Here is a 23,418-nt window from a genome sequence, read left to right on the forward strand (position 1 = left end):
AACCTAAGATGGTAGAGTAAAGTTACGGTTTGCGTCGTTCAACGAGGGCCTCACCCCCGGCCCCCTCTCCAAGGGGAGAGGGGAGCCTGACGACTCGTTCTGCGAAGCACCAGCTCAGGCTGGTACTTCTACCGCTTTTACTAAACAGATACACTTACTTCGGTAGCCGAGCGTGAGGCTCCCCCTCTCCCTTTGGAGAGGGGCCGGGGGTGAGGCCCTCGTTGAACGAAAAAGCCCCCCAGAGAAACTCTGGGGGGCTTTTTCACCAACTAAAAAACTAAGGCTTGCTCGAATCGACAACGATCCGATTGTCGCGGTTGGCCAGCTCCCAGGCAGTATAAAACACCAGCTGAGCGCGCTTTTCCATCTTTGGAAACTCGATTTTCTCCACCTCGTCGCCGGCGGCGTGGTAGTCGTCGTGCACGCCGTTGAAGTAGAACGCCACCGGAATCTTGTGCTTGGCAAAGTTATAATGGTCGGAGCGGTAGTAAAAGCGGTTAGGATCTTCCGGATCGTTGAAGCGGTAGTCCATGTCGATGTTGGTGTACTTCTTATTGGCCGCCTCGTTGATGGCGTGCAGCTCCGATGAGAGCTTGTCGGAGCCGATAACGTACACGTAGTCGCCTTTGCCTTCGTGCTCCTTATCGGTGCGGCCCACCATGTCAATGTTCAGATCAGCAATGGTTTGGGCCAGCGGAAACACCGGATGATCGGTGTAGTATTCCGAGCCAAGCAGGCCTTTTTCCTCGCCCGTTACGGTCAAAAATAAAATGCTGCGGCGCGGACCGTGGCCGTCCTTTTTGGCTTGGGTAAAGGCCTGCGCCATTTCGATAACCGAAACGGTGCCCGAGCCGTCGTCGTCGGCACCGTTGTTCACCTCGCCGTCGATGATACCGATGTGGTCGTAGTGCGCCGATACCACCAGCAGCTCGTCCTTCTTATCGGTGCCTTCCAGGTAGCCCAGCACGTTTTCCGTCGTGAAGTCTTCCAGCTTCTTGGCGGCGTTGATGCTGACCTTCGCCGGCTTGAACGTAGCTGCTACGGGCTTGCCGGCTTTACCTACTGACGTTTGGTATTGGGTAAGCGCCGCGGCGGTTGTACCCAGCATTTTGCCCCCACGGCCGGCGACACGAAGAACATGGCTACGCGCGGATTGGCCGAGGTGGGTGCTTCTTTAAACGTGATGCTTGGCCGACTGATGTAAGGAGCCATGCGAGCGGCCAGCTTCGGAAAGTTGCCGTTCGGGTCCGTATCAATAAAGAAGACGCTGCGGGCACCCTTTTGCGTGGCCATGGCCGCTTTGGCGCGGTAGTCGGTGCCCCACTTGCTCGGAGCGCCATCTTTGCCCAGCACGGGCTGCTTCTGCGCATTCATTGGCTCTCCCAAGAGAATGATCAGGTCTTTGCCTTTCACGTCGCCCAAGCTGGCGTAGTCGGAGTAGCCTTCCTGCTCGATGCCGTAACCGGCGAATACGGGCTGAATAGCGGTTTCCTGCTGAAAGGGCGAAGTGCCAAACCCGTAGAAATCGGTCAGCCACTTATAGGTCTGGCCGCCTACTTTCAGCGTAGCACCATCGGCCCAGGTGGAGCGCACCATGGTAAAGTGTTGCAGGTACGGATTGTCGGAGCCTTGCACGGGTCCGGTCAGGCCAAGGTCCTTAAACTGCTTGCTGATGTACTCAGCGGCCATTTTCTGACCTTTCTCCCCGGTTTCGCGACCCTCGTAAGCGTCGGAGGCCAGAATGGTAAGGTGCTGACGCAAATCAGCCTGCGTGATGGTGGGGCCGTAGGTAGCGGCCCAATCGGTGGTGGCGGCAGTAGCGGCGCTGGGTTCGGCTGCCTCTTTGGTCGGGGCTTCCGTCCGCTGCTTGCGCTTTACTTTGACTTTACGCTTGGTGGGCGCATCCTGGGCTACGGCGGAGGTAGCGCAGCAGGCCGCCAACAGCAGGGCGTAGAACGTATTTTTCTGCATGGGTTGGAAAAAGTGAATGAATCAGGAAGGGAATGACGCAGGAATAGTGGGAAAATTGCCTGGTGGCAAGGCAAAGCGCCAACTTTACCCCAGGTAAATGATTAAGCCTTAATAATAAGCACCGAAGCATAAGCCGCCACGCCCTCTTTTCGGCCCACAAAGCCCAGTTTTTCGGTGGTGGTGGCTTTAATGGAGATGTCATCAGCCTCAATGCGCATCACCTCGGCCAGCACGCGCTGCATCTCCGAGATGTGCGGATTCACTTTAGGCTGCTCCAGGCAAATAGTCGAGTCGATGTTGCTGATGGTGTAGCCGCGCTCGTGGAGCAGGCGTACTACCTCGGCCAGCAGGCGCTTGCTGTCGATGCCTTTGTACTGCGGGTCAGTGTCGGGGAAATGGAAGCCGATGTCGCGCAGGTTGGCCGCGCCCAGTAGCGCATCACAGATAACATGGATGAGCACATCAGCGTCGGAGTGGCCCAGGGCGCCGTGGGTATGCGGCACCTGGATGCCACCGAGCCAAAAGGGCAGGCCCTCCCGAAGTTGGTGTACGTCGTAGCCGAAGCCGGTACGAATTTTCATGGAAGCAAAAAAAGAGTCGAAGAAATGAAACGATGAGCAAGGTACGCCAAAGTCGAAAGGGAGCTCGTCGCCAAAAGGCTGGGGGGCAAATCTGCTTCGACCTAACGTAAAAAATGAGAATTGCTCTATTTGTTATTGGTATGCTAGCTAGTTGATCGATACTAATAACGAGCTGTCTATTAGAGCATCTGTTGCCATAGCGCGGCTACGCAGTGTTACAACTCCGGAGTTGGTGGGGTGATGCGGCCCGTTATGTCCGCCAGCGACTGCGGCCGTGAGCCACTGAAAATGGGGTAGTGAAATGTATCTAGCTTGTGCAGCAGCTGTAGCAGCAGCAGCTGCTCCACTTTGGTCAGGTCGCCGGTTAGCAGCCGGGCAACCTGTTCCATGCGCTCATACATCGGAAATAAGAGCTGCAGACCAGCTTCGGTCATGTACAACAGCTTACTGCGCCGGTCCGTTTCGCTGGGCTGCTCGGCTACCAGGCCGCGGTCGAGGAGCCGCCTGATGATCTGGGTGCCGGTCGTGGGCTCGTGGGCGTTTTGGGTAATTAGCTCCGCTTTGGTCAGGGGTGCGCGCGTATGCAGTGTGGCCAAGTAAGCAAAGTCATCGAGCGTGACCAACGGGCTATCGGCCAGCGCCAGGCGCCCGTACATTTTGGTGTAGCGGTAAAGCAGGGCCAGCAGCGTTCCGATTTCTGATTCGTCGGTTTCGTGGGCGTGGCGGGTGCGCCGGCCGGCCAGTGCTGGTACGGCCTCCGAGGCTTCTCCGACGCGCGCGGATAACCAGCTGGCAAACGCCGACAGGGTAAGGGGTTTGGGACTCCTGGAATTCTCGGGAGCTTGGTATTCAGCCACCATCCCCAGCAGCTCTTGTAGGAAAGAAAGTACACGCATAACGACCAGCAAGGTAATACATCCAGGCAATGCCAGCAGCTAGATACTGCCTTGAGGTGGAGCTACGGCATGATGCTCATGAGTTCACTGTCCGTTGTCATTTGCCGACTAAGCCAACTGTTTTGTGAGAATACAACCGCCAAATGTCTGCCATTATACTACTGCCAGTTTAGCCAAGCAGCACTCACGCTTACAGATTAATCCTTTCTGTAGTAGTTACCTCCCCTAATAATATACATAAATGAATTAAAAAATTAGCCATATTATACAATAATGTATTAAATTTGGTTGAAATAACCACTACTTATTATGTACCAGAACGAAAAGCACTCGCTTGCTCCTCAATCTTCAAGCTACGCAGTCAGATTCTTAGCCACATCTGGACACTGGGTAGTGTCTGGTTGTCGTACACCGGTATCGGTTTAGCACGCGCCCACGACCGTCGTATTTTGCTTTCTATGGTACCGCTGGCAGCTTGGGCCACCTATGCCAGCTCCCTCACGTGGTACCAAGTACTAGCCAATCCAGACCCATTATTTGGTACGAGGGCGCTACTTCAACCTATAGCTGCTGCCCAGGAGCAGGAAACAATGAAAACTCAACAGACTCAAGTGTGAAGTGGCTATTTTAAATGAGATAGGCTAAAGCCAAACTAGTCTTATCTACAAAGGTCTGGGGGCAAATTTGCCCCCCAGAAAAAAAGTTGGCGCTTAGTAAAGTAAGTGAGGGTTACCTGCGTCTTTCCATATGATAAATAGCCAAGGAAAAAATATCATAAAAAAGTAATGGAAACTTTGGATTCAATAAAAGTTTCCTGCGTATCTTTGGGCCGGAATTATGGAAATCAAAGACCGCATCTTACAATCAGCCCAGACGCTATTCATGCGCAACGGTATCAAGAGTGTATCGATGGACGACATCGCAACGCACTTGGCCATGTCAAAGAAGACTTTATACAAGTGGTTCGAGAACAAAGATCAAATTGTGCTGGGCGTGCTGCACTACCACCTGGCCCAGGAGGAAGGGGAGTGCTGCCAAATGGCCGAAAGCGCTGAAAACGCCCTGGACGAGCTGTTCAAGATGATGGAATGGAGCCAGAAAATGATGGCCGACATTCACCCCTCTATCTTTTATGATCTGCAGAAATACTATCCTCAGGCCTGGAATCTATGGTTGGCGCATAAAGATGAATTTATTCTCTACCGCATTACGGATAATCTGCGCCGCGGCATTGCCGAAGGCCTCTATCGGGCCAACCTGGATGTGGACGTACTAGCTCGTCTGCGCCTGAATCAGATTGACCTCGCCCTGAACCCGACGGTATTTCCCACCCGCAAGTTCAACCCGCAGAAAGTCGACCTTATCTGTCTCGAACATTTTATGCTGGGCGTAGCCTCGCTCAAAGGCCATAAGCTGATCAATGCGTACCGTCAGGTGACGGAAGAAGAATAAGAAGAACGTTTCGCTTACTGCTTCCCGCTTATTATGAAAAACTCGCTTCGCCTTCTAATGCTCGCCTTGCTGCTGAGCTTTCTGGGACTGCACCAACTACTTGCCCAAACACCCTCCACGGGCCAGTCGCCGGCTTCTAGCGCGCCCATGGCGCTGAGCTTACAGCAGGCCATCAACTACGCCTTGCAGAACAAGTCGACCCTGCAGTCGCAGCGCCTCAACGAGCAGATTGCCTCCGCCCAGGTGAAGGAAGTAACGGCTAGCGGTTTGCCCCAAATCAACATCGGGGGCGGCGTGACGGACAATTTTAAGCTCCAGCGTCAGCTCGTGGATTTTGGTGCTTTCGCGGGCGGTCCCGGCACGCTCGATGGTACCACCCTCACGCCCGATCAGCTGCGCAACGTGGAGGGCGGGCAGAGTGTGGTACTGGCGCCCACCTACACCGAAGTAGAATCGGCCGGGCCGCAGCCGCTGGCATTTGGCTTGCGCTACCAGGGTAATGCCGCCGTGCAGGTCTCGCAGCCACTGTTCAACGCTTCCGTATTTCTGGGGCTGAAAGCGGCCAAAGTATACGAGAAGCTAGCGGTGCGTCAAACCCAGCAAACGGAGATTGATGTAGTGGAGCAAGTATCAAAAGCATACTACAGCACGCTAGTGGCTAGTGAGCGGCTACAGCTGCTCGCCCGCAACGTGCAGCGTCTCGATACGCTGCTGTACCAAACAGAGCAGACCTTTAAGGAAGGCTTTGTGGAAAAGCTGGACGTACAGCGCTTGCAGGTACAGCTCAATAACCTGCGCATTGAGCAGCAAAACGCTACCCGCCTGATTGATCTGAGCGTAGCCCTGCTTAAGTTTCAGATGGGCCTCGACCAGCGTCAGGCCGTCAACCTCACCGACCGCCTCGACGCGGCCGTGGTGGATGCCGAGCGCAACCGCCTGCAAAGCGCCGGCAACGAGTTCGATTATAGCCGCCGCGTAGAGTATCAGGTGCTGGAAACCCAGCGCGACCTAGCTGCCCTCGACGTACGCAACCGCCGGGCGGGCTATCTGCCCTCGCTTAGCCTCACGGGCTCCTACGGCTTTATCGGCTCTGACCCACGCCTGGGTGGGCTACTCGATTTCCGTGGCCCTGATGCCCGCATTGCCTCGCCCAGCGGGCGGCAACTTCTCAATCAGAACTGGTTTGGCTTCGGCAACTATGGCTTGTCATTGCAGATTCCGGTATTCGATGGCTTCCGCAAGCGTGCCTCTATTCAGCAGGGCAAGCTGGCTCTAGAGCAGGTGCAGAAGGGCTTCACCACCCTGCAGCAAGGCATCGACCTAGAGCGCCGCCAGAGCGAGACCAGCCTGCAAAACACGCTTGACGTGCTGGCTAACCAAAAAGCCAACCTCGAGTTGGCTACGGAAGTAGCGCGGGTATCCAAGATCAAGTTTCAGGAGGGCGTAGGCTCTAACCTGGAGGTAATTACGGCTGAAACCGATTTGCGCCAGGCGCAAACCAACTATTACACTTCGCTCTACGACGCGCTGGTAGCCAAAGTCGATTTCGATAAAGCCGCCGGTACGCTGTATCAGGCCAACAAATAAATATAGCGGCGGCTGGGGGGATTTTTGCTCCACTAGTGCACAAAAAATGCCCCCCAGCCGCCCCTTTTTCATCCCTTCAGTTAGTGAACCGCTTCTCCTCATGAAATACAGCATCACTCCCGCTATTCTTGCCCTAATGCTGCTAGCTGCCTGCGGGCAGAAAGATCCGCAGGCTGAGTTGGCCGCGCTGAAAAAAGAACAGGCCGAAAATCAGGCTAAGATTGCGGCTTTGGAAGCCAAAGCCGGTCCTACTGATAGCGCCGCTACTGCCGCCACTGCTCAAACTGTACCGGTATCGGTACTGAACGTGAAGCCCGCCGACTTCAAGAGCTACCTGGAGGTGCAGGGCCGCGTCGATTTTGATCAGAATGCTACTGTGTCGGCCCGCTCGGGTGGCTCGCTTACCAGCCTGCGCGTGCAGCGCGGCGACCGGGTCCGTAAAGGCCAGGTGCTCGCTACCATCGACGCAGGCGTATTGGAAGCAAGTATTGCCGAGCTGCGCACGCGCCTGGACCTGGCCCGCGTGGTATACGAAAAGCAGAAGCGCTTGTGGGATCAGCAGATTGGCACCGAAATCCAGTTTCTGCAGGCCAAGAACAACTACGAGGCCTTGCAGCGCAACCTGAGCACCCTCGGCCGTCAGCGTGAGCTCTATAATATAACGGCGCCCTTCGCCGGCACCGCCGACGAAGTAATGCCGAAGCTGGGCGAAGTAGTAGCACCTGGCACGCCGGTAGTGCGCCTGGTGAGCGGTACGGGGGGCAAAATTCTGGCTGACGTATCGGAAAGCTACTCGGGCAGCATCAAGGCCGGCGACAAGGCCGTGGTTGCCATTCCCGATCTGGGCAACCAGGAGTTTCCGGCTACCGTGCGCGTGGTCAGCAGCTCTATCGACCCGACCAGTCGCACCTTCACCACGGAGCTACGCCTCGATAGCAAGTCGCAGCTACAGCTACGCCCCAATATGGTAGCCACCGTGCGCATCCTGAATTATAATCGCCCGAACGCCACGGTAATCCCAGTTGACCTGGTGCAACGTGACGAGCAGAATAGTTATGTATATGTGGTGGAGCAAAAGGGCAACCAGCCGGTGGCTCGCAAACGCGTCATCCAGACCGGTGCCACTTATAATGGCGAAGTGGAAGTCACCAATGGTCTGAGTGCCAACGACAAAGTTATCTCAGCAGGCTATCAAAATATCAACGAAGGACAGGTAGTAAGCCTATAAAGAAGACAGAATGACAAGCACCCCTCCTCAGATGAGGGGGGACGCTTTGGTAAAGCCAAAGCTGGGGTGGCTAAGGTCGTTGTTTAGTTGTTTAGCTAAGGTTGCTGAAAACGATAACCAACCAAAATTGCCCCCCGCCCCTCGTTCAACACCATAACCACCCCAGCCGCCGCTTCGCGACGGCGTTCCCTCCTTAGTAAGGAGGGGAATATCGTCCAAATCCGCAAACCCATTCATCATGCAGGACGTCGAAAAAGAATTCAAGCCAACCAGCTGGTCTATTGATAATAAGACCAGCATTTACATCCTGACGCTGATTCTGTGCATCGCCGGGGTGTTCACCTACATCAAGCTTCAGAAGGAGAACTTCCCGGATATTGTGGTGCCGCGAATTATCGTGGCCACCATTTACCCTGGTATCTCGCCGGCGGACATGGAAAACCTGGTCACGCGCCAGATTGAGAAGGAGATTAAGAGCGTGAACGGGGTGAAGCAGATCAACTCTACCTCCAACCAGGACTACTCCGTCATTGATGTCGAGTTCAACACCGACGTGGATGTGCAGTATGCCAAGCAGCTCATCAAGGACGCCGTGGACAAGGCCGGCAGCGAGTTGCCCACCGACTTGCCCAGCCCGCCGAGCGTACAGGAAGTGAGCTTTTCGGAGTTTCCGATTATGAACATCAACCTGGCCGGCAACCTGTCGCTGAGCCAGCTCAAGCGCTACGCCGACGATTTTCAGGATAAGATTGAGGCGCTGCCTGAAATATCGCGCGTGGACATCGTGGGAGCGCTGGAGCAGCAAGTAAACGTGGACGTGGACCTGACCAAGCTGCAAGCCTCGCGCCTGAGCTTTCAGGATATTACCCGTGCTATTCAGGGCGAAAACCTGACTATTTCGGGTGGCTCCGTGGACGTAGGCACCCAAAAGCGGGCCGTGCGCATCGCGGGTCAGTACGAGCGGGCCGCCGACATCGCCGACATCGAAATCAAGAACCTCAACGGCTCGGCCATTCGCCTCGGCGACATTGCTACCGTCACCGACGCCTTCAAGGACCGCGAAAGCTACGCCCGCCTCGACGGCAAGCCCGCCGTCACGCTGAACGTCATTAAGCGTAGCGGCGAAAACCTGATTGAAGCCGCCGACAAGATTCACGAAATCATCGAAGAGTCGAAATCAGGCCTGCCCACCGAGCTGGACATCACCGTAACCGGCGATACCAGCAACGATACCCGCGTGACGCTCAATGACTTGATCAACACCATTATCATCGGCTTTATCCTCGTGACGCTGATTCTGATGTTCTTCATGGGCACCACCAATGCCTTGTTCGTGGGCTTGTCGGTGCCGATTTCCATGTTCCTGGCTTTCCTTTTCCTGCCGGTGCTGGATTTCTCGCTCAACATGATCGTGCTCTTCAGCTTCCTGCTGGCCCTGGGCATCGTGGTAGACGACGCCATCGTGGTGATTGAAAACACCCACCGCATCCTGCACGACCGGCCCGATTTGAGCACGGCCCAGGCCGCCAAAGTCGCGGCGGGCGAGGTATTCGTGCCCGTGCTGGCCGGTACTTTGACCACAGTCGCGCCCTTCGTGCCGCTGGCTTTCTGGCCGGGCATTATCGGCAAGTTCATGTTCTTTCTGCCTATCACTCTCATTGTCACGCTGATGTCGTCGCTGGTGGTAGCGTTTATCATCAATCCAGTATTTGCGGTGTCCTTTATGAACCGCGGCGAGAACCTGGCCGAGGACAAGCCTTCCAAACTGACTAAAGGCTTTTTGCTGGCAATGGGCGTACTGGCGTTAATCGCCGGTATCGGCTACCTGGCCGGCTCGCCTTTCGTGGGCAATCTAGTGCTGGTTATCATCGTGCTTTGCTTCCTGGATCGGTTCGTATTCGTGCACGGCATTGCCTGGTTTCAGCGCAAGGCCTTGCCCAAATTTCAGAACGGCTACGGCCGCTTGGTGCACTGGGCCATTCATCACCCGGCCCTGGTAATGGGCACAATGGTACTTCTGTTTGTAGGCTCGATTATGGGTGTAATCACTCGTAAGCCGCAGGTGGAGTTCTTCCCCAAAGGCGACCCCAAATTCATCTACACTTACCTGCGAATGCCGGTGGGCACCAAAGTAGCCATCACCGACTCTATCACGCGGGAGCTGGAAAAGCGGATTTATACCGCCATCGGCCGTAACAATCCCGACGTGGAATCCGTGATTTCCAACGTGGCCATCGGGGCCGATGACCCGCAGGACGCGGCCCGCACGGCGCAATCGCATCTGGGCAAAGTATCGGTCGCTTTCAAGGAGCTGGGCGAGCAGACTGGCCCGAAAACCGGCACGTATCTCAGCAAAATCCGCGAAGCGGTGAAAGGCATTCCGGGGGCTGAAATCGCGGTGGATCAGGAGCAAAATGGCCCCCCGGTGGGTAAGGACATTGCCATTGAGATAGCCGGCGACAACTACCAGGACCTGGCCCGGCTTTCCAAGAAAGTAGAGCGCTACGTGGATTCGCTCAACATCGCGGGCATCGAGGATCTGCGCACCAACTTGGAGGACCGCAACCCTGAAATCGCGGTGAATATTGACCGGGCGCGAGCCAACCGCGAGGGCATCAGCACGGCCCAGATCGGCCTGGAAGTGCGTACTGCCATCTTCGGCTCCGAGGCCAGCAAGTTCAAGACTGCCGACGACGAGTACCCGATTCAGGTGCGCTACGCCGAGCCGTTTCGTTCCAACGTGGACGCCCTGCTCAACTCCCGCCTCACCTTCCGCGATGGCTCAGGGCAGGTGCGGCAGGTGCCCATCTCCTCGGTCGCCGACCTGACCTACGGCACCACCTACGGCGGCATCAAGCGCAAAGACCTGAATAAAGTTATTACCATCAGCTCCAACGTGCTCAGCGGCTACACCGCCCCCGATGTGGTGGCCCAGATTCAGCAGGCGTTGGAAGCGTATCCCACGCCGGCCGGCTACACCGTCCGTATGGGCGGGGCCACGGAAGACCAGCAGGAAACCCAGGATTTCCTGGGCGTAGCCGGTCTGCTGGCTATCGGGCTGATCTTTATGATTCTGGTAACGCAATTCAACTCCCTGAGCAAAACCATCATCATCCTCACCGAAATCATCTTCTCGATTATCGGCGTGGCGTTGGGCTTGGCGCTCACAGGCATGAAAATTAGTATCGTGATGACGGGCGTGGGCGTAGTAGCGTTGGCGGGTATCGTGGTTAAAAACGGCATTCTGCTGGTTGAGTTCACCGATATTCTGCGTTCCCAGGGAATGCCTTTGCGCGAAGCTATCGTGATGGCCGGACGCACCCGCCTCAATCCGGTGATTCTGACGGCCACGGCGGCCATCTTAGGACTTATCCCATTAGCAATTGGCCTGAATATTGATTTCTACGGTCTGTTCGCCCGCTTCGAGCCTCATTTCTACATTGGAGGCGAGTCGGTGGTGTTCTGGGGGCCGCTAGCCTGGACCATAATTTTCGGGCTTAGCTTTGCAACCCTTATTACCCTTGTCGTAGTCCCTGTGATGTATTTGCTCAATGAACGGCTCCGCGCTAAGATTACCGGCAAGGACCCTGATGCTCCTGTAACGCCCCCCGCCGACGCGGAAGAGATTCGCGCCACTCGCCCGCCTGTTTTGGCTGAAGCTTAAACTTTAGACACGAGAAATGAGAAGTGAGACGTTGACTAGCTGCCCGTAGTAAACTAAATCTCACTTCTCAGGTCTTATAGTCCTCTTTTTGTATACCTCCCTTTTTATGATTTCCTCATCTACCTCCGTCCCTTCTACCATCGAGCAGCAAGTGCTGCGCATCATCAGCAAGCGTAAGGCCATCAAGCCCACGCGCCTGCGTATCGGCAGCAACCTGAGCCGCGAGCTTGGCTTCGACACGGTTGATGTAGTGGATATTATTCTTGAGCTCGAGCGCAGCTTCAAAATCACCATTCCCGACGAAGTACCTTTGAGCACCGTAGGCGATTTCGTGAGCTACGTAGCTTCACATACCTCTCAAATTCGGCAGGTAGCGTAGGTTGAGCTTATATCATAGCACAAAAAAGCCCCCAGCCTATGCTGGGGGGCTTTTTTGCGTTTTAGAAGAACGGTGATTAGCGTACGTTGCCGCCTGTATCGTTCGGGCTGTCGTTGCGGGTGCGGCTACCGTCGGTGTTGTAGGTATCGTCGGCATGGGGCCGCACGTCGGTCTTAGGCTCCGTATCATTGGGGCCGGTCAGGCTGGGATTTGGGTTGCTGCTATCAGGGGAAGAAATGCCTGAATCGGTGCGTGACTGCGAGTGAGCAGAGCCAGCCGCTGGATGATCTAAGTCAACAGTGCCCATACGTTTAGCCGACTCCGGCGCTTCTACGCCTCGGTCCAGGGTATGGTCGGGGGAAGTCTGGGGGGCATTTTGCGGCTTTGGGCCCGATTCAGAAGTGGTGCCATCGGTTGAAGTCAATGATACAGCCGCGCCGGAAGGGCTATCTACTGGACCGCTGGCGTGGGCCATAGCTGGCCGCGAGTGCTCCCAGGCCACGAAGTGGTCCATCTCTTCTTTCAGTTTCGTAGTAAACCAAGCTAGCAAAGCCACGTCGTCGAGCAAGCCAATCACCGGAATAAAGTCCGGAATCAGGTCAATGGGGCTCAGAAAATAGATGAGCACCGCCACCGCCGCTACGATAGTAGGCGCAGGTATACCCGTGTACTCACCCGATACGGACGTGCGAACCAGCCGAAACAGCACCTGCAAGCTTTCCCAAGCCTCTTGGGCCAGCGTACCTAAATCGTTCTTCTCGCTGGCTTTCTGATAAGCGTCGTTTAGCAGCGTCTTAATGCGCAGGGGCTTCTTTATATAATCCTCAGCTTTGCCAAGGAAGGTTTTGAAGAGGGGAGAAGAGGCGATATTCTCGCCCTTGGGGTTCGGAGTATTCATAGGTAAACAAAGTTGAGAGTAAACTGCTGCCAGCCCGCGTCGGGCTGGTGCTCGCCTGTTCTATACTGTTACCGCTCAAAATGGTTTTGGCTCGGCAGCCCCACCGTAGGCCACAAAAAAGCCCCGTTCCGAAGAGCGGGGCTTCATGTCAGGAAAACAGTTGGCGGCCAGTTAATTAGTCTCAACGCGGCCGGCCGCGTAGAAGTTGCGATTATAATAGCCTTGGCGTAAGGAACTTACCATAACGCCGCCGCTGGTAGCTGAGTGGGCAAATTTGCCGTCCTTCAAATAGATACCAACGTGGTAAATGGGCTGGCCGGGCCCGCGACGGAAAAATACCAGGTCGCCCTCCTCTATGTCAGTCTTGCTGATGCGCTTCACGCTCTGAAACATGGAGCGGGAGCTGCGCTGGAGGGTAATACCGTAAACTTCTTTGAATACGCGACTTACAAAGCCGGAGCAATCGGTGCCGCGGCGGGTACTGCTGCCGTAGCGGTAAGGGGTGCCGAGCCAGTCGGTGACGGTGCGGAGCAGCGCCTTGTTCTCGTCGAAATCAAGCTTGAGACCGAGGGTCTGCGCGTAGTAGTTATACGCCAGCGAATCGCGGGAACTAGCGGCCGTGTGGTCGGCGGGCGGAACCGGCGTATCCGGCGTCCAGGAGGGAAAAGGGAGGCTTCGGCAAAGACTGGGGCCGGAGCGGTGCTGGGTTCAGCAGGTGTACGGTCGTAGAAAAAGGAGAGGGTAAGCGAGGCAGCGGCGAGGCAATAGAGAAGGCTATGTTTCATTGTCCGTCGTAAGGGAGCAAAATCGATTTTCGGGCGTAGCCGCAAGCGGCGAAGAAGTGGGTCGTATGAGCGGAAAAGCTGGACTGTTAGTCCGAAAAAAGGTGGTTAAAAAGGAGCGTATGGGGGGCAAAACCGACCGATTGTAGCCAGCCTCATAGGTTAAAGCTAAGCCATAAAAAACCCGGCATCCAAGTTTTGCCCCTCAATAGGCTCAAAAAACATGTTATAAGATAATTTTGTGGTAAAAAGATTATAGCTGAGCCATGACTATTCCTCCTCCGTTTGGCGTATAATACGCCGCTACAATATTTGCCATGAAGCCGCCCCGAATTATTGAGAATTCACCTTTTGCCCGCATCGCCCGCATTGTGCTGCAATCGCGAAGTGTGGCCATGGTTTTGGGCAACAGTATTCACCTCAGCGGAGCCACCCGCGAGCAGTTTTTGCAAGACCCATATTGGGTAGCCCACGAGATGTGCCACATCCGCCAGTTTCGGGAGCATGGCCCAGTGCCTTTCTTATGGAAGTACTTGGTCGAATCGGCCCGAGTGGGATACTTCAACAACAGGTTTGAAGCGGAAGCCCGCCTTGCCGGTCGCCTCGACGCTCATCTTTATGCCGGCGAAGGCCCCCTTCCCGACCCCGAGCAGATGCACAAGGGTGCCCGCGGATAAGTCTGTACCATCAGAATTATTGGTTGCTGGGGGGCATTTTGCCTCTAAGCCCAACAAGTACGAAACCGTGCTATAGCGCGGCAAGTCGGCCACCGTCCGCAACTAGCGTGGTGCCATTGATGAAGCTGGACTCAGCAGCGGCCATAAAGCAAATGGCGGAAGCTAGCTCCTCGGGGCTACCCACCTGGCCAGTTATCTTTTCGCGGCCACTTTTCACATTAGGGTTGTCCCAAAGCATCGGCGTATCCACGGCACCAGGCGCTATAGCGTTGATGCGGGTTTGGGTGTGGGCAATTTCCTGACTAAGGCCGCGCACAAATGCTTCGATGGCGCCCTTGCTGGTGGCGTAGGGCACTACATTAGCCGTGGTTTGGTGGGCATGTACCGAGCTGACTGCCACGATACTGCCTTGGTGCATGTGCGGCAAACAGAGTTGGCAGAGCCGAAATAATGCCCGCACATTCACATTCATCAGCGCATCCCATTCTTTGGGGGGCAAATCCAGCAGAGGCACATAAGTCATTTCGGCGGCATTGCTGATGAGCACATCTATTCTGTGCCAGCGAGCCAGCGTACGGCGTACGGCAGCCTGAAGGTGAGCATCTTTGCCCACATCAGTCCGCACAAAAATGGCCTCACCACCGCGCGCTTTTATTTCGCGTACCACTTCACGACCCGCTTCAACGCTTCGCCCTAATATAGCTACACAACCGCCCTCACGCCCTAACTGCACGGCTACTGCCCGCCCAATGCCCGAAGTAGCTCCGGTAACGATGCATACCTTATTCTCGAACCGCTTCGACATATAAGCTGGGCTGGGGGGCTTTTATAGGAAAAACAAAAGAGAGGCTGCTGCCTTTCACGAAAGAAAAGCGGCAACCTCTCCCAATTGTTCAGCTTATGCTAAGCTGGGGCCAGTGCTATTTCTGCTCTTCAAACATCTTGCGCATGCCCGCAGCCACCAGGTTATCAGGTGTTATATTGCTGAGCATGGCCTGAATCTTATTGGTAATGCCCGAAATAACCCGCATCTCTCCGTTCATCAGGGCGGTGTAGCCATCTTTGGCCACGTCCTTCGGGTTGGCGAGGCTGCCTTGGGCGGCGTTGGTGTCCTCGGCGCCGGCCCGCTCAAAGAAATCGGTGTCGGTAGCGCCGGGGCACAGCGCCGTAACGGTCACGCCCGAATCTTTTAACTCATTATATAAGGCCTCCGAAAAGGACAGTACAAACGACTTGGTAGCCGAGTAAACGGCCATGTTAGGCGAAGGTGTGTAAGCAGCCGTGGAGGCTAGCTGCAGAATCCGGCCTTTGCCCCGCTCTTTCATGTCGCGCCCGAAGAGATAGGTTAGCTCCACCAAAGCGGTAATGTTGGTTTGAATCACGGCCACGTTGCGGGCCGCATCAGCTTCCAGGAAAGGGCCGTACTCGCCAAAGCCCGCGTCGTTTACGAGCACATCTATCTGCAGGCCGTGTTGCTTTACGGCGTCGTACACGCGCTGAGCAGCCTGAGGCTGACTCAAGTCTTGGGTAATAAGCGTAGGCTCCAGGTGGTGAACGCTGCGCAGATGATCGGCAAACTGCTGCAAGCCGTTTAAGTCCTGATCAACCAGAATAAGTTGGTATTGATCCTTCGCAAATAGGTGGGCCAGCTCCTGACCAATGCCACTAGCCGCCCCCGTAATGAGAGCAACGGTCGAATTAGATTGATGAGCCATAAAAGTTTGTTTTTAGGGTGGTTGTTAAGAGCAGTGTTTGGCTAACTTACTGATGCCTATGAATGAAGGTTGCGACTCAACTGCCGGAAAAAGTATTGCTTATTCGCAACCCGGCTCCGGGGAAATACGATATAGAACCTAGTGCGACCCGCCGGTTGCACGTAACTATTCGCTCTATCACCCTCACCTCATTATGGAAAACAAGCCCAATCAATCCAACACCGGATCTACTCCTTCTTCTACTGGCGCAAATGCGGGTAGTTCTTCCCAAAAACCTGCTTCGGCGCAAGGCTCGGCTGGTAAATCATCAGGTGCTGCCGGTTCGGCCAGCACAGCCGGTGGCGGCTCGAATGACTCGGATAATCAGAAAAACGACCAAAATCAAGGTCAAAGCGGTCAGGAAGGTGGTGCCATGGGTTCAATAAAAGACATGGCTGACCAATTTGGTTTGGGCGATAAGCTTAACCAAATCCAGATCCCCCAATCTGTAAAAGACCTCAGCAGCAAAGCAACTACGCAGTTTAATAAGCTGAGCACTACCCAACAAATAGTGGGCGGTGCCCTGCTCATTGGTGGTTTAAGCTGGCTGGCGTTGCGCTCCAAGAGCAGCGACAAAGGCTACAAGTCATACAAAGGCAAGAGCGGTAAAAAAGGTAAGTCAGACAAATCAGCTTACCGCGGTTCTAGCAGCTATGGCTCCGGTAGCTATGGTTCAGGCTTAAATAGCTCTGGGCCTGGTTCGAGCGGCAGCTACGGTTCAAGCGGTAGCTACGGCTCCGACTCAGGTTCGGGCAGCTCCAACTCCGGCTACCGTCCGGCTCCAAGCAGCGGCGGTTCCAGCAGTAGCGGCAGCAGCTACCGTTCAGGCAGCAGCAGCGGTAGCGACTATGGCTCTTCCTCGGGCAATCAGTCAGGAAGCCAGTCGTCGGGCTATCGTGGCGGCATGGGCAGTGGCTCATCCAGCTCATCCGATTATGACAGCAGCCTGTAAGTAAAAGCCCCCAGGGCCCAAAAAAGCCAGACGTTAGAGCGTCTGGCTTTTTTGGGCCCTGGGGGCTTTTCTGGGCGCTTTAGTTTCGAATAAATGAGTTTTGCTAAAGGATGGATAGAGTGAAAAGGTTGATTATGAACAGATTAAAAAATTTTATCTCAACTATTCATCAACTCGACGGTTGTAGAATCACTTACCGCATTTTTAACATCCAACCTTTAGCTATGAAAAAGAAACTGATCATCCTCGGTGCAATCGCTCTACTAGGTACTAGTGGCATTGCTACGGCCCAAACAATGACCTCGACTCCTGCGGCTACGACCAGCGCAACTTCTACGAATAAGGATTTGGCCGCCAGTGCTGCTCTATCTACTGAGCATAGCACGTTATTAGCTGCGCTAAAGGCTGCTGGCTTGGCCGAACAGGCCAAAGCGAAAGGTCCGTTCACCGTGTTTGCCCCGGATAATGCCGCTTTTGCCAAGCTGCCCGCCGGCACGGTAGATAATCTGCTCAAGCCAGCCAACAAAAAGCAGCTCAGCAAGATCCTGACCTATCATGTGGTGCCTGGCAACGTAATGGCCGCTGATTTGAAAGATGGCCAAACCATCAAAACGGTTCAGGGTGAGTCGCTGACTGTGAGCCTGCAAGGCGGCACTGTCACGATTCGCGATGCAAAGGGCGGCTCGGCTACCGTGACCACCCCCGATATCAAAGCCACTAACGGAACGGTGCATTCCATCGACGCCGTATTGATGCCAGCTAAGTAGGCATTCGGTTTATAAAGTGAAAAAGGGCCTGCTTCCACGAAGCAGGCCCTTTTTGGTGCTACTGGCTCAGCGTTAGCCACCCCGGAATATGTTGGGGCGGCTCTACAATGCTACCGGGTTGTATTTTTACAACTTATCACTAGCCGAACGAAACTGCCAGTGCTAGCGCTTATTCGCTTACGTTTCCAAACCCGTATGTCCGCTGCCGATTCTGCTGCTACCCTGCTGGCCCAACATGGTCTGCGTCAGACGCCTGTCCGACAGGCCGTTCTGCGAGTATTTCTGGATAAAACCTACGCTCAGTCCAGCCATGATCTGGAACAAAGTCTGGATTCCAACACTGACCGCATCACCTTATACCGAACCCTGAAAACGTTTGAGGAAAAGGGGGTTATTCATCGCGTTATCGATAACACCGATATTCTGCGCTACGCGCTGTGCTCCCGCGAATGTGCCCCCCACGCGCACACGGATGATCATGTGCACTTCAAGTGTTCTGCCTGCCTGCACACCTATTGCCTCAATCAGGTGGCAATTCCGGTGGTTGCATTGCCGGGGGGCTTTCAGGCCACATCGCGTGAATACCTAATGACGGGGCTATGCCAGCAGTGTCAGTAGCAAGCCGGCGCGCAGGCCGTAGGTGCGGTATTTCTCGTTAGTTCTATGAACTTGCGCTTACTCTATCTATATCTAGCCTGGCTCCTGTCTGCGTCGCGCTGCCCAGAAAGCCGACCTTAGTGTCTTAGCCTCTATCATGTTTGAATTGCCCGCGCCGCTTTCTGCCCCACGCTTCTCCCCCGACGACCTGTTTCAGACCTTATTTGAAGTTTCGCTGAGCGGCGTTTTGCTCCTGCGTCCTCTGTACGGGCCAGATAATGGGTTAGTAGACTTCGCGCTGGACTATCTCAACCCCGCCGGTCAGCGAATCCTGGGTTTGCCGGAACGGCCTGAAGACACGTTGCTTAGCCGCTTTCCGCATACTGTGGCCGCTGGCACTTGGGCATTTTACCAGCGCGTGTTTGAGACGGGGCAGACGGAAGCATTCGACATTAATTACCAAGCCGATGGCTACGACAATTACTTTCGCCACGTGGCCCAGCGTAGCGGCGAGCGGCTGGTAGTCAGCTTCACCGACACGGCTGATCAGGAGCGCAGCGCCGTGGAAGTAGCCCTGCGCGAAAGCCAAGCCCGCGAGCGGGAAGCATTGGCCCAAGTAGAAACCCAGCGCCAGCAGCTGGACACGCTGTTTAGCCAGGCGCCGGCCTGTATTGCCCGACTTTCGGGGTCAACGCACGTTTTTACCGTGGCTAATCCGCTTTACCATCACCTATTTGGTGGGCGGCAGCTACTGGGTAAAACCATTCGGGAGGCATTGACGGAGCTGGAAAGCGAGCCGTTTTTTGGCCTGCTCGATGAAGTGTACCGCACCGGCGAGACCTTCTACGGCAACGAAATCCCCATTCATTTTTCCCATGCTGATTACGAAGGGGCCAACCCGCGTTATTTTAACTTTATCAACCAAGCTACCCGCGATGCCACGGGCACGATTGATGGCATCCTCGTCTTTGCCTATGACGTGAGCGAACTGGTGCTGGCCCGCCAGCAGATGGAACAAGACGAAGCCAAGCTGCAGGAATTGAACCAGCAGCTAGCAATTACTAATCTGGAGTTGGCAGCTGCCACCCATCAAGCGGAAGTTGCCAGAGCCGAAACTGACCTCCAGCGCCAGCAATTGCACACGCTGTTTATGCAGGCCCCGGCGGCCATTGCCAGCCTCACTGGTCCCGCGCACATATTTGAGCTGGCTAATTCTCCGTACCAACAGCTATTTGGCGGCCGACCGCTGGCGGGCAAACCCATTCGAGAGGCGTTACCGGATTTGGAAGGTCAGCCATTTTTTGGGCTGATCGACGGCGTCTACCGCACTGGTGAAACCTACTACGGCAATGAGGTGCTGGCCTACCTTGACCAAACCAATTCGGGCCGGCTCGACCCAGTGTATTTCAACTTTATCTACCAGGCAACCCACGACGCGGCCGGCGCGGTAGCAGGCATCCTCATTTTTGCTTACGACGTCAGTGAACAGGTGCTGGCTCGCCAACAGGTGCAAAACCTGAACGAAGAGCTGGCCGCTGCCAACGAGGAGCTGGAAGCCCGCGTGGCCCAGCGCACGCAAGCCGTGCAGCATGCTCAAGCCGAAACCGAAGGGCAGCGGGCTCGCCTTGAGTGCCTGTTCATGCAGGCCCCAGCCGCAATTTGCATCCTTAGTGGACCGGACCTGGTGTATGAGTTGGTCAATCCTGGCTATCAGCAGCTGTTTCCCGGTCGTCAGTTACTGGGTAAACCACTTTTGACGGCGTTGCCGGAAATAGCTGGTCATGCGGTGTACGCTACCTTCCGTCGGGTCTACGAAACGGGTGTTACCCACGAAGAGCACAGTATTCTGGTTCCCTTTGCCCGCCCCGGCGATGGGGTGCTGGAAGACCGCTACTTCAACTACCTCCAGCAGGCCCGCTACGACGAGCACGGGCGCATTGATGGCGTGCTGGTGTTTGCTTTCGAAGTAACCCAGCAAGTGCAGGCCCAACAGCAGGCCGAGCGTAGCGAAGCCCGCTTCCGGCGGCTGGCCGAAACTACGCCCATGATTGTGTGGGAGGCAGATGCTCAAGGGCATACTACGTACCTAAGCCCACACTGGGAACAATTCACTGCCGCGGCCAATGGCCAGGGCCTAAACTGGAAGGAATATATTCACCCCGAAGACCAGGAGCCCTTTGTGCAAACTTGGCGGGAGGCCGTACGCACACAGCAGTTCTTTCAGGCCGAGGCACGCCTGCGCATAGCGGCCACTGGCGAATACCGCTGGTATCTGGACCGGGCCGTACCCGTGCGCGACACAGCCGGCGCAGTAGTACAGTGGGTGGGCGCGGCCACGGATATTCATGAGCAGAAGCAGGCCGCAACGGCTCTGCAACGGCTCACCCGCAAGCTGAGCAAAGCCCGCGACGAAGCCCAAAGCCTCAATACGGAGCTGAGCACCGCCAACCAGCAGCTTACGCGCACCAACGTGGACCTGGACAACTTCATTTATACCGCTTCCCACGACCTGAAAGCTCCTATTACCAACATTGAGGGCCTACTACATGCGCTGCAACAGCAATTGCCGGTCAGTGGCCAAGATGACGATGTGAACTTCATTTTGTCGTTGATGCAAGGCGCGGTTGACCGTTTCAAGACAACCATCGACCATCTTACGGAGGTATCGAAGCTGCAAAAGGAACACGATCAGCCCGCAATAACCATTGATCTGGCCGAAGTTATTGAGGGAGTGCGCCTGGATTTAATGTCCCTGATGGAGCAAGCTGAGGCGCAGTTGGAGGTAGATGTAGAAGCCTGTCCTACGCTTTCTTTTTCCAAGAAAAATCTGCGCTCGATAGTGTATAATCTCTTGAGCAACGCTTGCAAATACCGTCACCTCGACCGCCCGTCCCAGGTGCACATTAGCTGCCGTACCGAAGCAGAGTACGACGTTCTGGAAGTGCAGGACAACGGCCTGGGCCTCGACCTGACGCGGGAGCGACAGCTGTTTTCCATGTTTCAACGCTACCACACCCATGTGGAGGGCTCCGGCATTGGCCTGTACATGGTCAAGAAGATAATTGAGAACGCGGGGGGCAAAATTGAGGTAGAAAGCCAGCTCGGGGTGGGCTCCACCTTCCGCGTATACTTCCGGCGCTGATTTTTAGAGTTCCAGTAGCGTGCTCAGCTAGAAAAGCACGATAAGAAAAAAGCCCCCCAAGGCGCGTCGGCGACTTTGGGGGGCTTTTTTACGGAGAGCCTCTTATTGGACTCGAACCAACGACCTGCTCATTACGAATGAGCTGCTCTACCAGCTGAGCTAAAGAGGCGTCTGCTGAACAACCGTAGTTGCTCAGGCCAACAAAGATAGGCAGGTGCTGGAAACTTGCGCAATGCTGGGGGCTTTTTTCTAACCTCAACCGCTGGCAGAAACCGGGCAACGTGCCGTTGCGCTTATGCGTTTGGGGAAAAGCATCCGGTCCCAATAGCTGGATTTAGTTTGAATTTGACCCCAATACCAGATGAAATCCGCAACCGTATTACGCGCCTTGGGTAATGGCTTTGTGGGCGCCGTCGTGCTGACGGCTGTGCACGAAACCGTCCGCCAACTCATCCCCGATACCGCCCCGCGCATGGACGTGCTGGGTATGCGCGGCCTGCGCAAACTGCTGGGTAAGGCAAATGCCCCCCAGCCCGACCACGACACCCTGTTCAACCTGACAATGGCTGGCGACCTGCTTTCCAACGGTTTGTACTACAGCTTGGTAGGTGCGGGCAAAAATGCATGGCAACGAGGCGCCCTACTCGGCTTAGCGGCGGGCATAGGCGGCGTGGTACTGCCCGGCCCGATGGGCTTGGGCAAAGCTCCCAGCAACCGCACGCCTCAAACCAAGCTGATGACGGTAGCCTGGTACCTGATTGGTGGGCTGGCTGCGGCGGGCGCGGCGCGGGCAACGCGCAAGCGCAGAAAGTAAGCTGCCGTGCGTAGGGCTGCTCAGTTTAGCGCGTCTACGTAACCGGACGTGCTACCTTTGCCGCCGCTATGGTAAAACAGCTCCGCAAATTATTGGTCCAGGCCCTCGGCTTCGAGCGCTACATCCGTTTCGTGAGCCGCGTGTATCTGGGACTGGTGGGCGCGGGCTGGGGGCGGGCAAAATACCCCGAGCTGTTCTTTCTGGAAAAGATTATCAAGCCCGGGTTCGTGTGCCTGGATATTGGTGCTAACCTGGGCTATTACTCCGTGGCCTTATCACGCCTGGTAGGAGCGGAGGGCAAGGTTCTGGCTGTAGAGCCCATTCCGGATTTTCAAAAAATCTGGCGCGACAATGTCCGCCTGAGTGGCCACGACAATCTTACGTTGCTGCCTTACGCCCTTGGGGGGCAAAATACCACCGTGCAAATGGGCACGCCCGAGCGCGATGGTCTGCTTCACCACGGCATGACTAAAGTAGCAGCCTCCAACCCCCACGAAACCTACGCCCGCACCTACGAGGTGCCCATGCGCGTGCCCGATGAGCTGCTGGCTGAGTTGCCTCGACTGGATTTTGTAAAATGCGACGTAGAAGGCTTTGAGCACGAAGTATTTCGCCACTTGCAGGCCACCTTGCGCCGCTTTCAGCCCCTTATCCAAACGGAGCTGAATGGTCTGGAGAACCGGCAGGCCGTGGTTCATTTGCTGGCGGAGCTGGGCTATAAACCATTTATGCTGTCGGCGCGTTCTGAACTTGTAGCCTGCTCGGCTGAGCAACTTACCAGCGCCGTCACGGCCGATTTTTACTTTCAACCCGTTTCCCCGCCTTCCCGCCCATGACCAAGTTCCTCCTAACCCTGCTCATCATTTCGCTGCTCGTGCGCTTCGTGCTGCCCGTGGTGCTGCGTTTGGTAGTGGGCATGTTCATCAAAAAACAAGTTCGCCGCTACGGTCAGCAGTTTGGTCAGGCGCCTCCTTTCGGGCAAGCCTCGCCGTTTGGGCCGCCGTCCGGCCCCGCGCCTGCTCCCGGCGAAGTGCGCGTAGAGTATGCGCCACCGCAGCCCAAAGCCCGCCCAGAGACCAAGTTTAATGGCGGTGACTACGTGGAATACGAGGAAGTGAAATAAACTTAGTGTATCAAATGATTTCTGCCAGTGGCATAGCTATCTGGTTGATAAAGTGGCGGTTTTCCCACTGCAAGGCTCTGTTAGTAGGGAGTGCTAGTTGGTACGCTCGTGTTTTGTTTTTTAGAATAAATAGTTCGTCTTGCTGAAAGCTGGC

The 23,418-nt window shown here is 55.5% G+C and carries 20 protein-coding genes, 1 tRNA gene and 1 pseudogene; 13 read left to right on the top strand and 9 right to left on the bottom strand.

Going from position 1 to position 23,418, the window contains the following annotated elements:
• Positions 1–277 precede the first annotated feature (277 nt).
• The 4 genes from MKZ35_RS18415 to MKZ35_RS18430 all read right to left on the bottom strand — a co-directional run bounded on the left by MKZ35_RS18415 (position 278) and on the right by MKZ35_RS18430 (position 3,448).
• The gene (locus MKZ35_RS18415) at positions 278–1,108 is read right to left on the bottom strand and encodes a M28 family peptidase (protein WP_482514638.1); all 831 of its coding nucleotides are present in this window, start codon (positions 1,106–1,108) and stop codon (positions 278–280) included.
• Positions 1,060–1,971 (bottom strand): protease-associated domain-containing protein, encoded by a 912-nt coding sequence (locus tag MKZ35_RS18420; RefSeq protein ID WP_482514639.1) that lies wholly within the window; start codon positions 1,969–1,971, stop codon positions 1,060–1,062. The genes MKZ35_RS18415 and MKZ35_RS18420 overlap by 49 nt, the downstream gene beginning before the upstream one ends.
• A 101-nt stretch (positions 1,972–2,072) precedes the next feature.
• Positions 2,073–2,552 carry a 2-C-methyl-D-erythritol 2,4-cyclodiphosphate synthase gene (gene ispF / locus MKZ35_RS18425; protein WP_482514640.1) on the bottom strand — a complete coding sequence of 160 codons (480 nt, stop codon included), beginning with the start codon at positions 2,550–2,552 and terminating at the stop codon, positions 2,073–2,075.
• Between the two features lie 215 nt (positions 2,553–2,767).
• Positions 2,768–3,448 carry a MarR family winged helix-turn-helix transcriptional regulator gene (locus tag MKZ35_RS18430; protein ID WP_482514641.1) on the bottom strand — a complete coding sequence of 227 codons (681 nt, stop codon included), beginning with the start codon at positions 3,446–3,448 and terminating at the stop codon, positions 2,768–2,770.
• 837 nt (positions 3,449–4,285) lie between these two features.
• On the opposite strand from MKZ35_RS18430, the gene MKZ35_RS18435 reads away from it, so the two are divergent.
• The 5 genes from MKZ35_RS18435 (at position 4,286) to MKZ35_RS18455 (ending at position 11,758) form a co-directional block, all read left to right on the top strand.
• Positions 4,286–4,900 (top strand): TetR/AcrR family transcriptional regulator, encoded by a 615-nt coding sequence (locus MKZ35_RS18435; RefSeq protein WP_482514642.1) that lies wholly within the window; start codon positions 4,286–4,288, stop codon positions 4,898–4,900.
• A gap of 33 nt (positions 4,901–4,933) precedes the next feature.
• Entirely contained in the window at positions 4,934–6,487 is a 1,554-nt protein-coding gene (locus MKZ35_RS18440; protein ID WP_482514643.1) for a TolC family protein, read from the top strand.
• A gap of 100 nt (positions 6,488–6,587) precedes the next feature.
• Positions 6,588–7,715: an efflux RND transporter periplasmic adaptor subunit gene (locus tag MKZ35_RS18445; RefSeq protein ID WP_482514644.1), complete on the top strand. Its 1,128-nt coding sequence runs from the start codon at positions 6,588–6,590 to the stop codon at positions 7,713–7,715.
• 238 nt (positions 7,716–7,953) lie between these two features.
• Positions 7,954–11,379: an efflux RND transporter permease subunit gene (locus MKZ35_RS18450; RefSeq protein ID WP_482514645.1), complete on the top strand. Its 3,426-nt coding sequence runs from the start codon at positions 7,954–7,956 to the stop codon at positions 11,377–11,379.
• Positions 11,380–11,485: 106 nt separating this feature from the next.
• Positions 11,486–11,758, top strand: coding sequence for an acyl carrier protein (locus MKZ35_RS18455; RefSeq protein ID WP_482514646.1), 273 nt, complete (start codon positions 11,486–11,488; stop codon positions 11,756–11,758).
• Between the two features lie 546 nt (positions 11,759–12,304).
• Here the strand turns inward: MKZ35_RS18455 and MKZ35_RS18460 are convergent.
• Together MKZ35_RS18460 and MKZ35_RS18465 are read right to left on the bottom strand one after the other, a co-directional pair.
• Positions 12,305–12,380: pseudogene (locus MKZ35_RS18460) on the bottom strand (YkvA family protein); the annotation flags it as partial.
• Positions 12,381–12,827: 447 nt separating this feature from the next.
• Positions 12,828–13,253 carry a C40 family peptidase gene (locus tag MKZ35_RS18465; protein ID WP_482514795.1) on the bottom strand — a complete coding sequence of 142 codons (426 nt, stop codon included), beginning with the start codon at positions 13,251–13,253 and terminating at the stop codon, positions 12,828–12,830.
• Between the two features lie 502 nt (positions 13,254–13,755).
• Here MKZ35_RS18465 and MKZ35_RS18470 point away from each other — a divergent pair.
• Complete coding sequence (locus tag MKZ35_RS18470) at positions 13,756–14,115, top strand: hypothetical protein (protein WP_482514647.1); 360 nt, start codon at positions 13,756–13,758, stop codon at positions 14,113–14,115.
• Between the two features lie 70 nt (positions 14,116–14,185).
• On the opposite strand, the gene MKZ35_RS18475 is transcribed toward MKZ35_RS18470, so the two are convergent.
• Complete coding sequence (locus MKZ35_RS18475; protein ID WP_482514648.1) at positions 14,186–14,920, bottom strand: SDR family NAD(P)-dependent oxidoreductase; 735 nt, start codon at positions 14,918–14,920, stop codon at positions 14,186–14,188.
• A 115-nt stretch (positions 14,921–15,035) separates the two neighbouring features.
• On the bottom strand, positions 15,036–15,830 hold the full coding sequence (locus MKZ35_RS18480; protein WP_482514649.1) for an SDR family NAD(P)-dependent oxidoreductase: 795 nt from the start codon (positions 15,828–15,830) through the stop codon (positions 15,036–15,038).
• 193 nt (positions 15,831–16,023) lie between these two features.
• Between MKZ35_RS18480 and MKZ35_RS18485 the strand changes: the two genes are divergently transcribed.
• The 4 genes from MKZ35_RS18485 to MKZ35_RS18500 all read left to right on the top strand — a co-directional run bounded on the left by MKZ35_RS18485 (position 16,024) and on the right by MKZ35_RS18500 (position 21,327).
• Complete coding sequence (locus MKZ35_RS18485; protein WP_482514650.1) at positions 16,024–16,821, top strand: hypothetical protein; 798 nt, start codon at positions 16,024–16,026, stop codon at positions 16,819–16,821.
• Positions 16,822–17,045: 224 nt separating this feature from the next.
• Positions 17,046–17,588: a fasciclin domain-containing protein gene (locus MKZ35_RS18490; protein WP_482514651.1), complete on the top strand. Its 543-nt coding sequence runs from the start codon at positions 17,046–17,048 to the stop codon at positions 17,586–17,588.
• 195 nt (positions 17,589–17,783) lie between these two features.
• Positions 17,784–18,206 (top strand): Fur family transcriptional regulator, encoded by a 423-nt coding sequence (locus tag MKZ35_RS18495; RefSeq protein WP_482514652.1) that lies wholly within the window; start codon positions 17,784–17,786, stop codon positions 18,204–18,206.
• Between the two features lie 136 nt (positions 18,207–18,342).
• The gene (locus tag MKZ35_RS18500) at positions 18,343–21,327 is read left to right on the top strand and encodes a PAS domain-containing sensor histidine kinase (protein ID WP_482514653.1); all 2,985 of its coding nucleotides are present in this window, start codon (positions 18,343–18,345) and stop codon (positions 21,325–21,327) included.
• A gap of 96 nt (positions 21,328–21,423) precedes the next feature.
• On the opposite strand, the gene MKZ35_RS18505 is transcribed toward MKZ35_RS18500, so the two are convergent.
• Positions 21,424–21,496 (bottom strand) — tRNA-Thr (locus MKZ35_RS18505).
• A gap of 192 nt (positions 21,497–21,688) precedes the next feature.
• On the opposite strand from MKZ35_RS18505, the gene MKZ35_RS18510 reads away from it, so the two are divergent.
• From MKZ35_RS18510 to MKZ35_RS18520, 3 genes are all read left to right on the top strand, one after another.
• Positions 21,689–22,141, top strand: a complete 453-nt coding sequence (locus MKZ35_RS18510) for a hypothetical protein (RefSeq protein WP_482514654.1) — start codon at positions 21,689–21,691, stop codon at positions 22,139–22,141.
• A gap of 68 nt (positions 22,142–22,209) precedes the next feature.
• Positions 22,210–22,977, top strand: coding sequence for an FkbM family methyltransferase (locus MKZ35_RS18515; RefSeq protein ID WP_482514655.1), 768 nt, complete (start codon positions 22,210–22,212; stop codon positions 22,975–22,977).
• Positions 22,974–23,264: a DUF4834 family protein gene (locus MKZ35_RS18520; RefSeq protein WP_482514656.1), complete on the top strand. Its 291-nt coding sequence runs from the start codon at positions 22,974–22,976 to the stop codon at positions 23,262–23,264. The genes MKZ35_RS18515 and MKZ35_RS18520 overlap by 4 nt, the downstream gene beginning before the upstream one ends.
• Positions 23,265–23,418 lie beyond the last annotated feature (154 nt).

The sequence above is a fragment of the Hymenobacter sp. R533113 genome, from assembly GCF_056835965.1.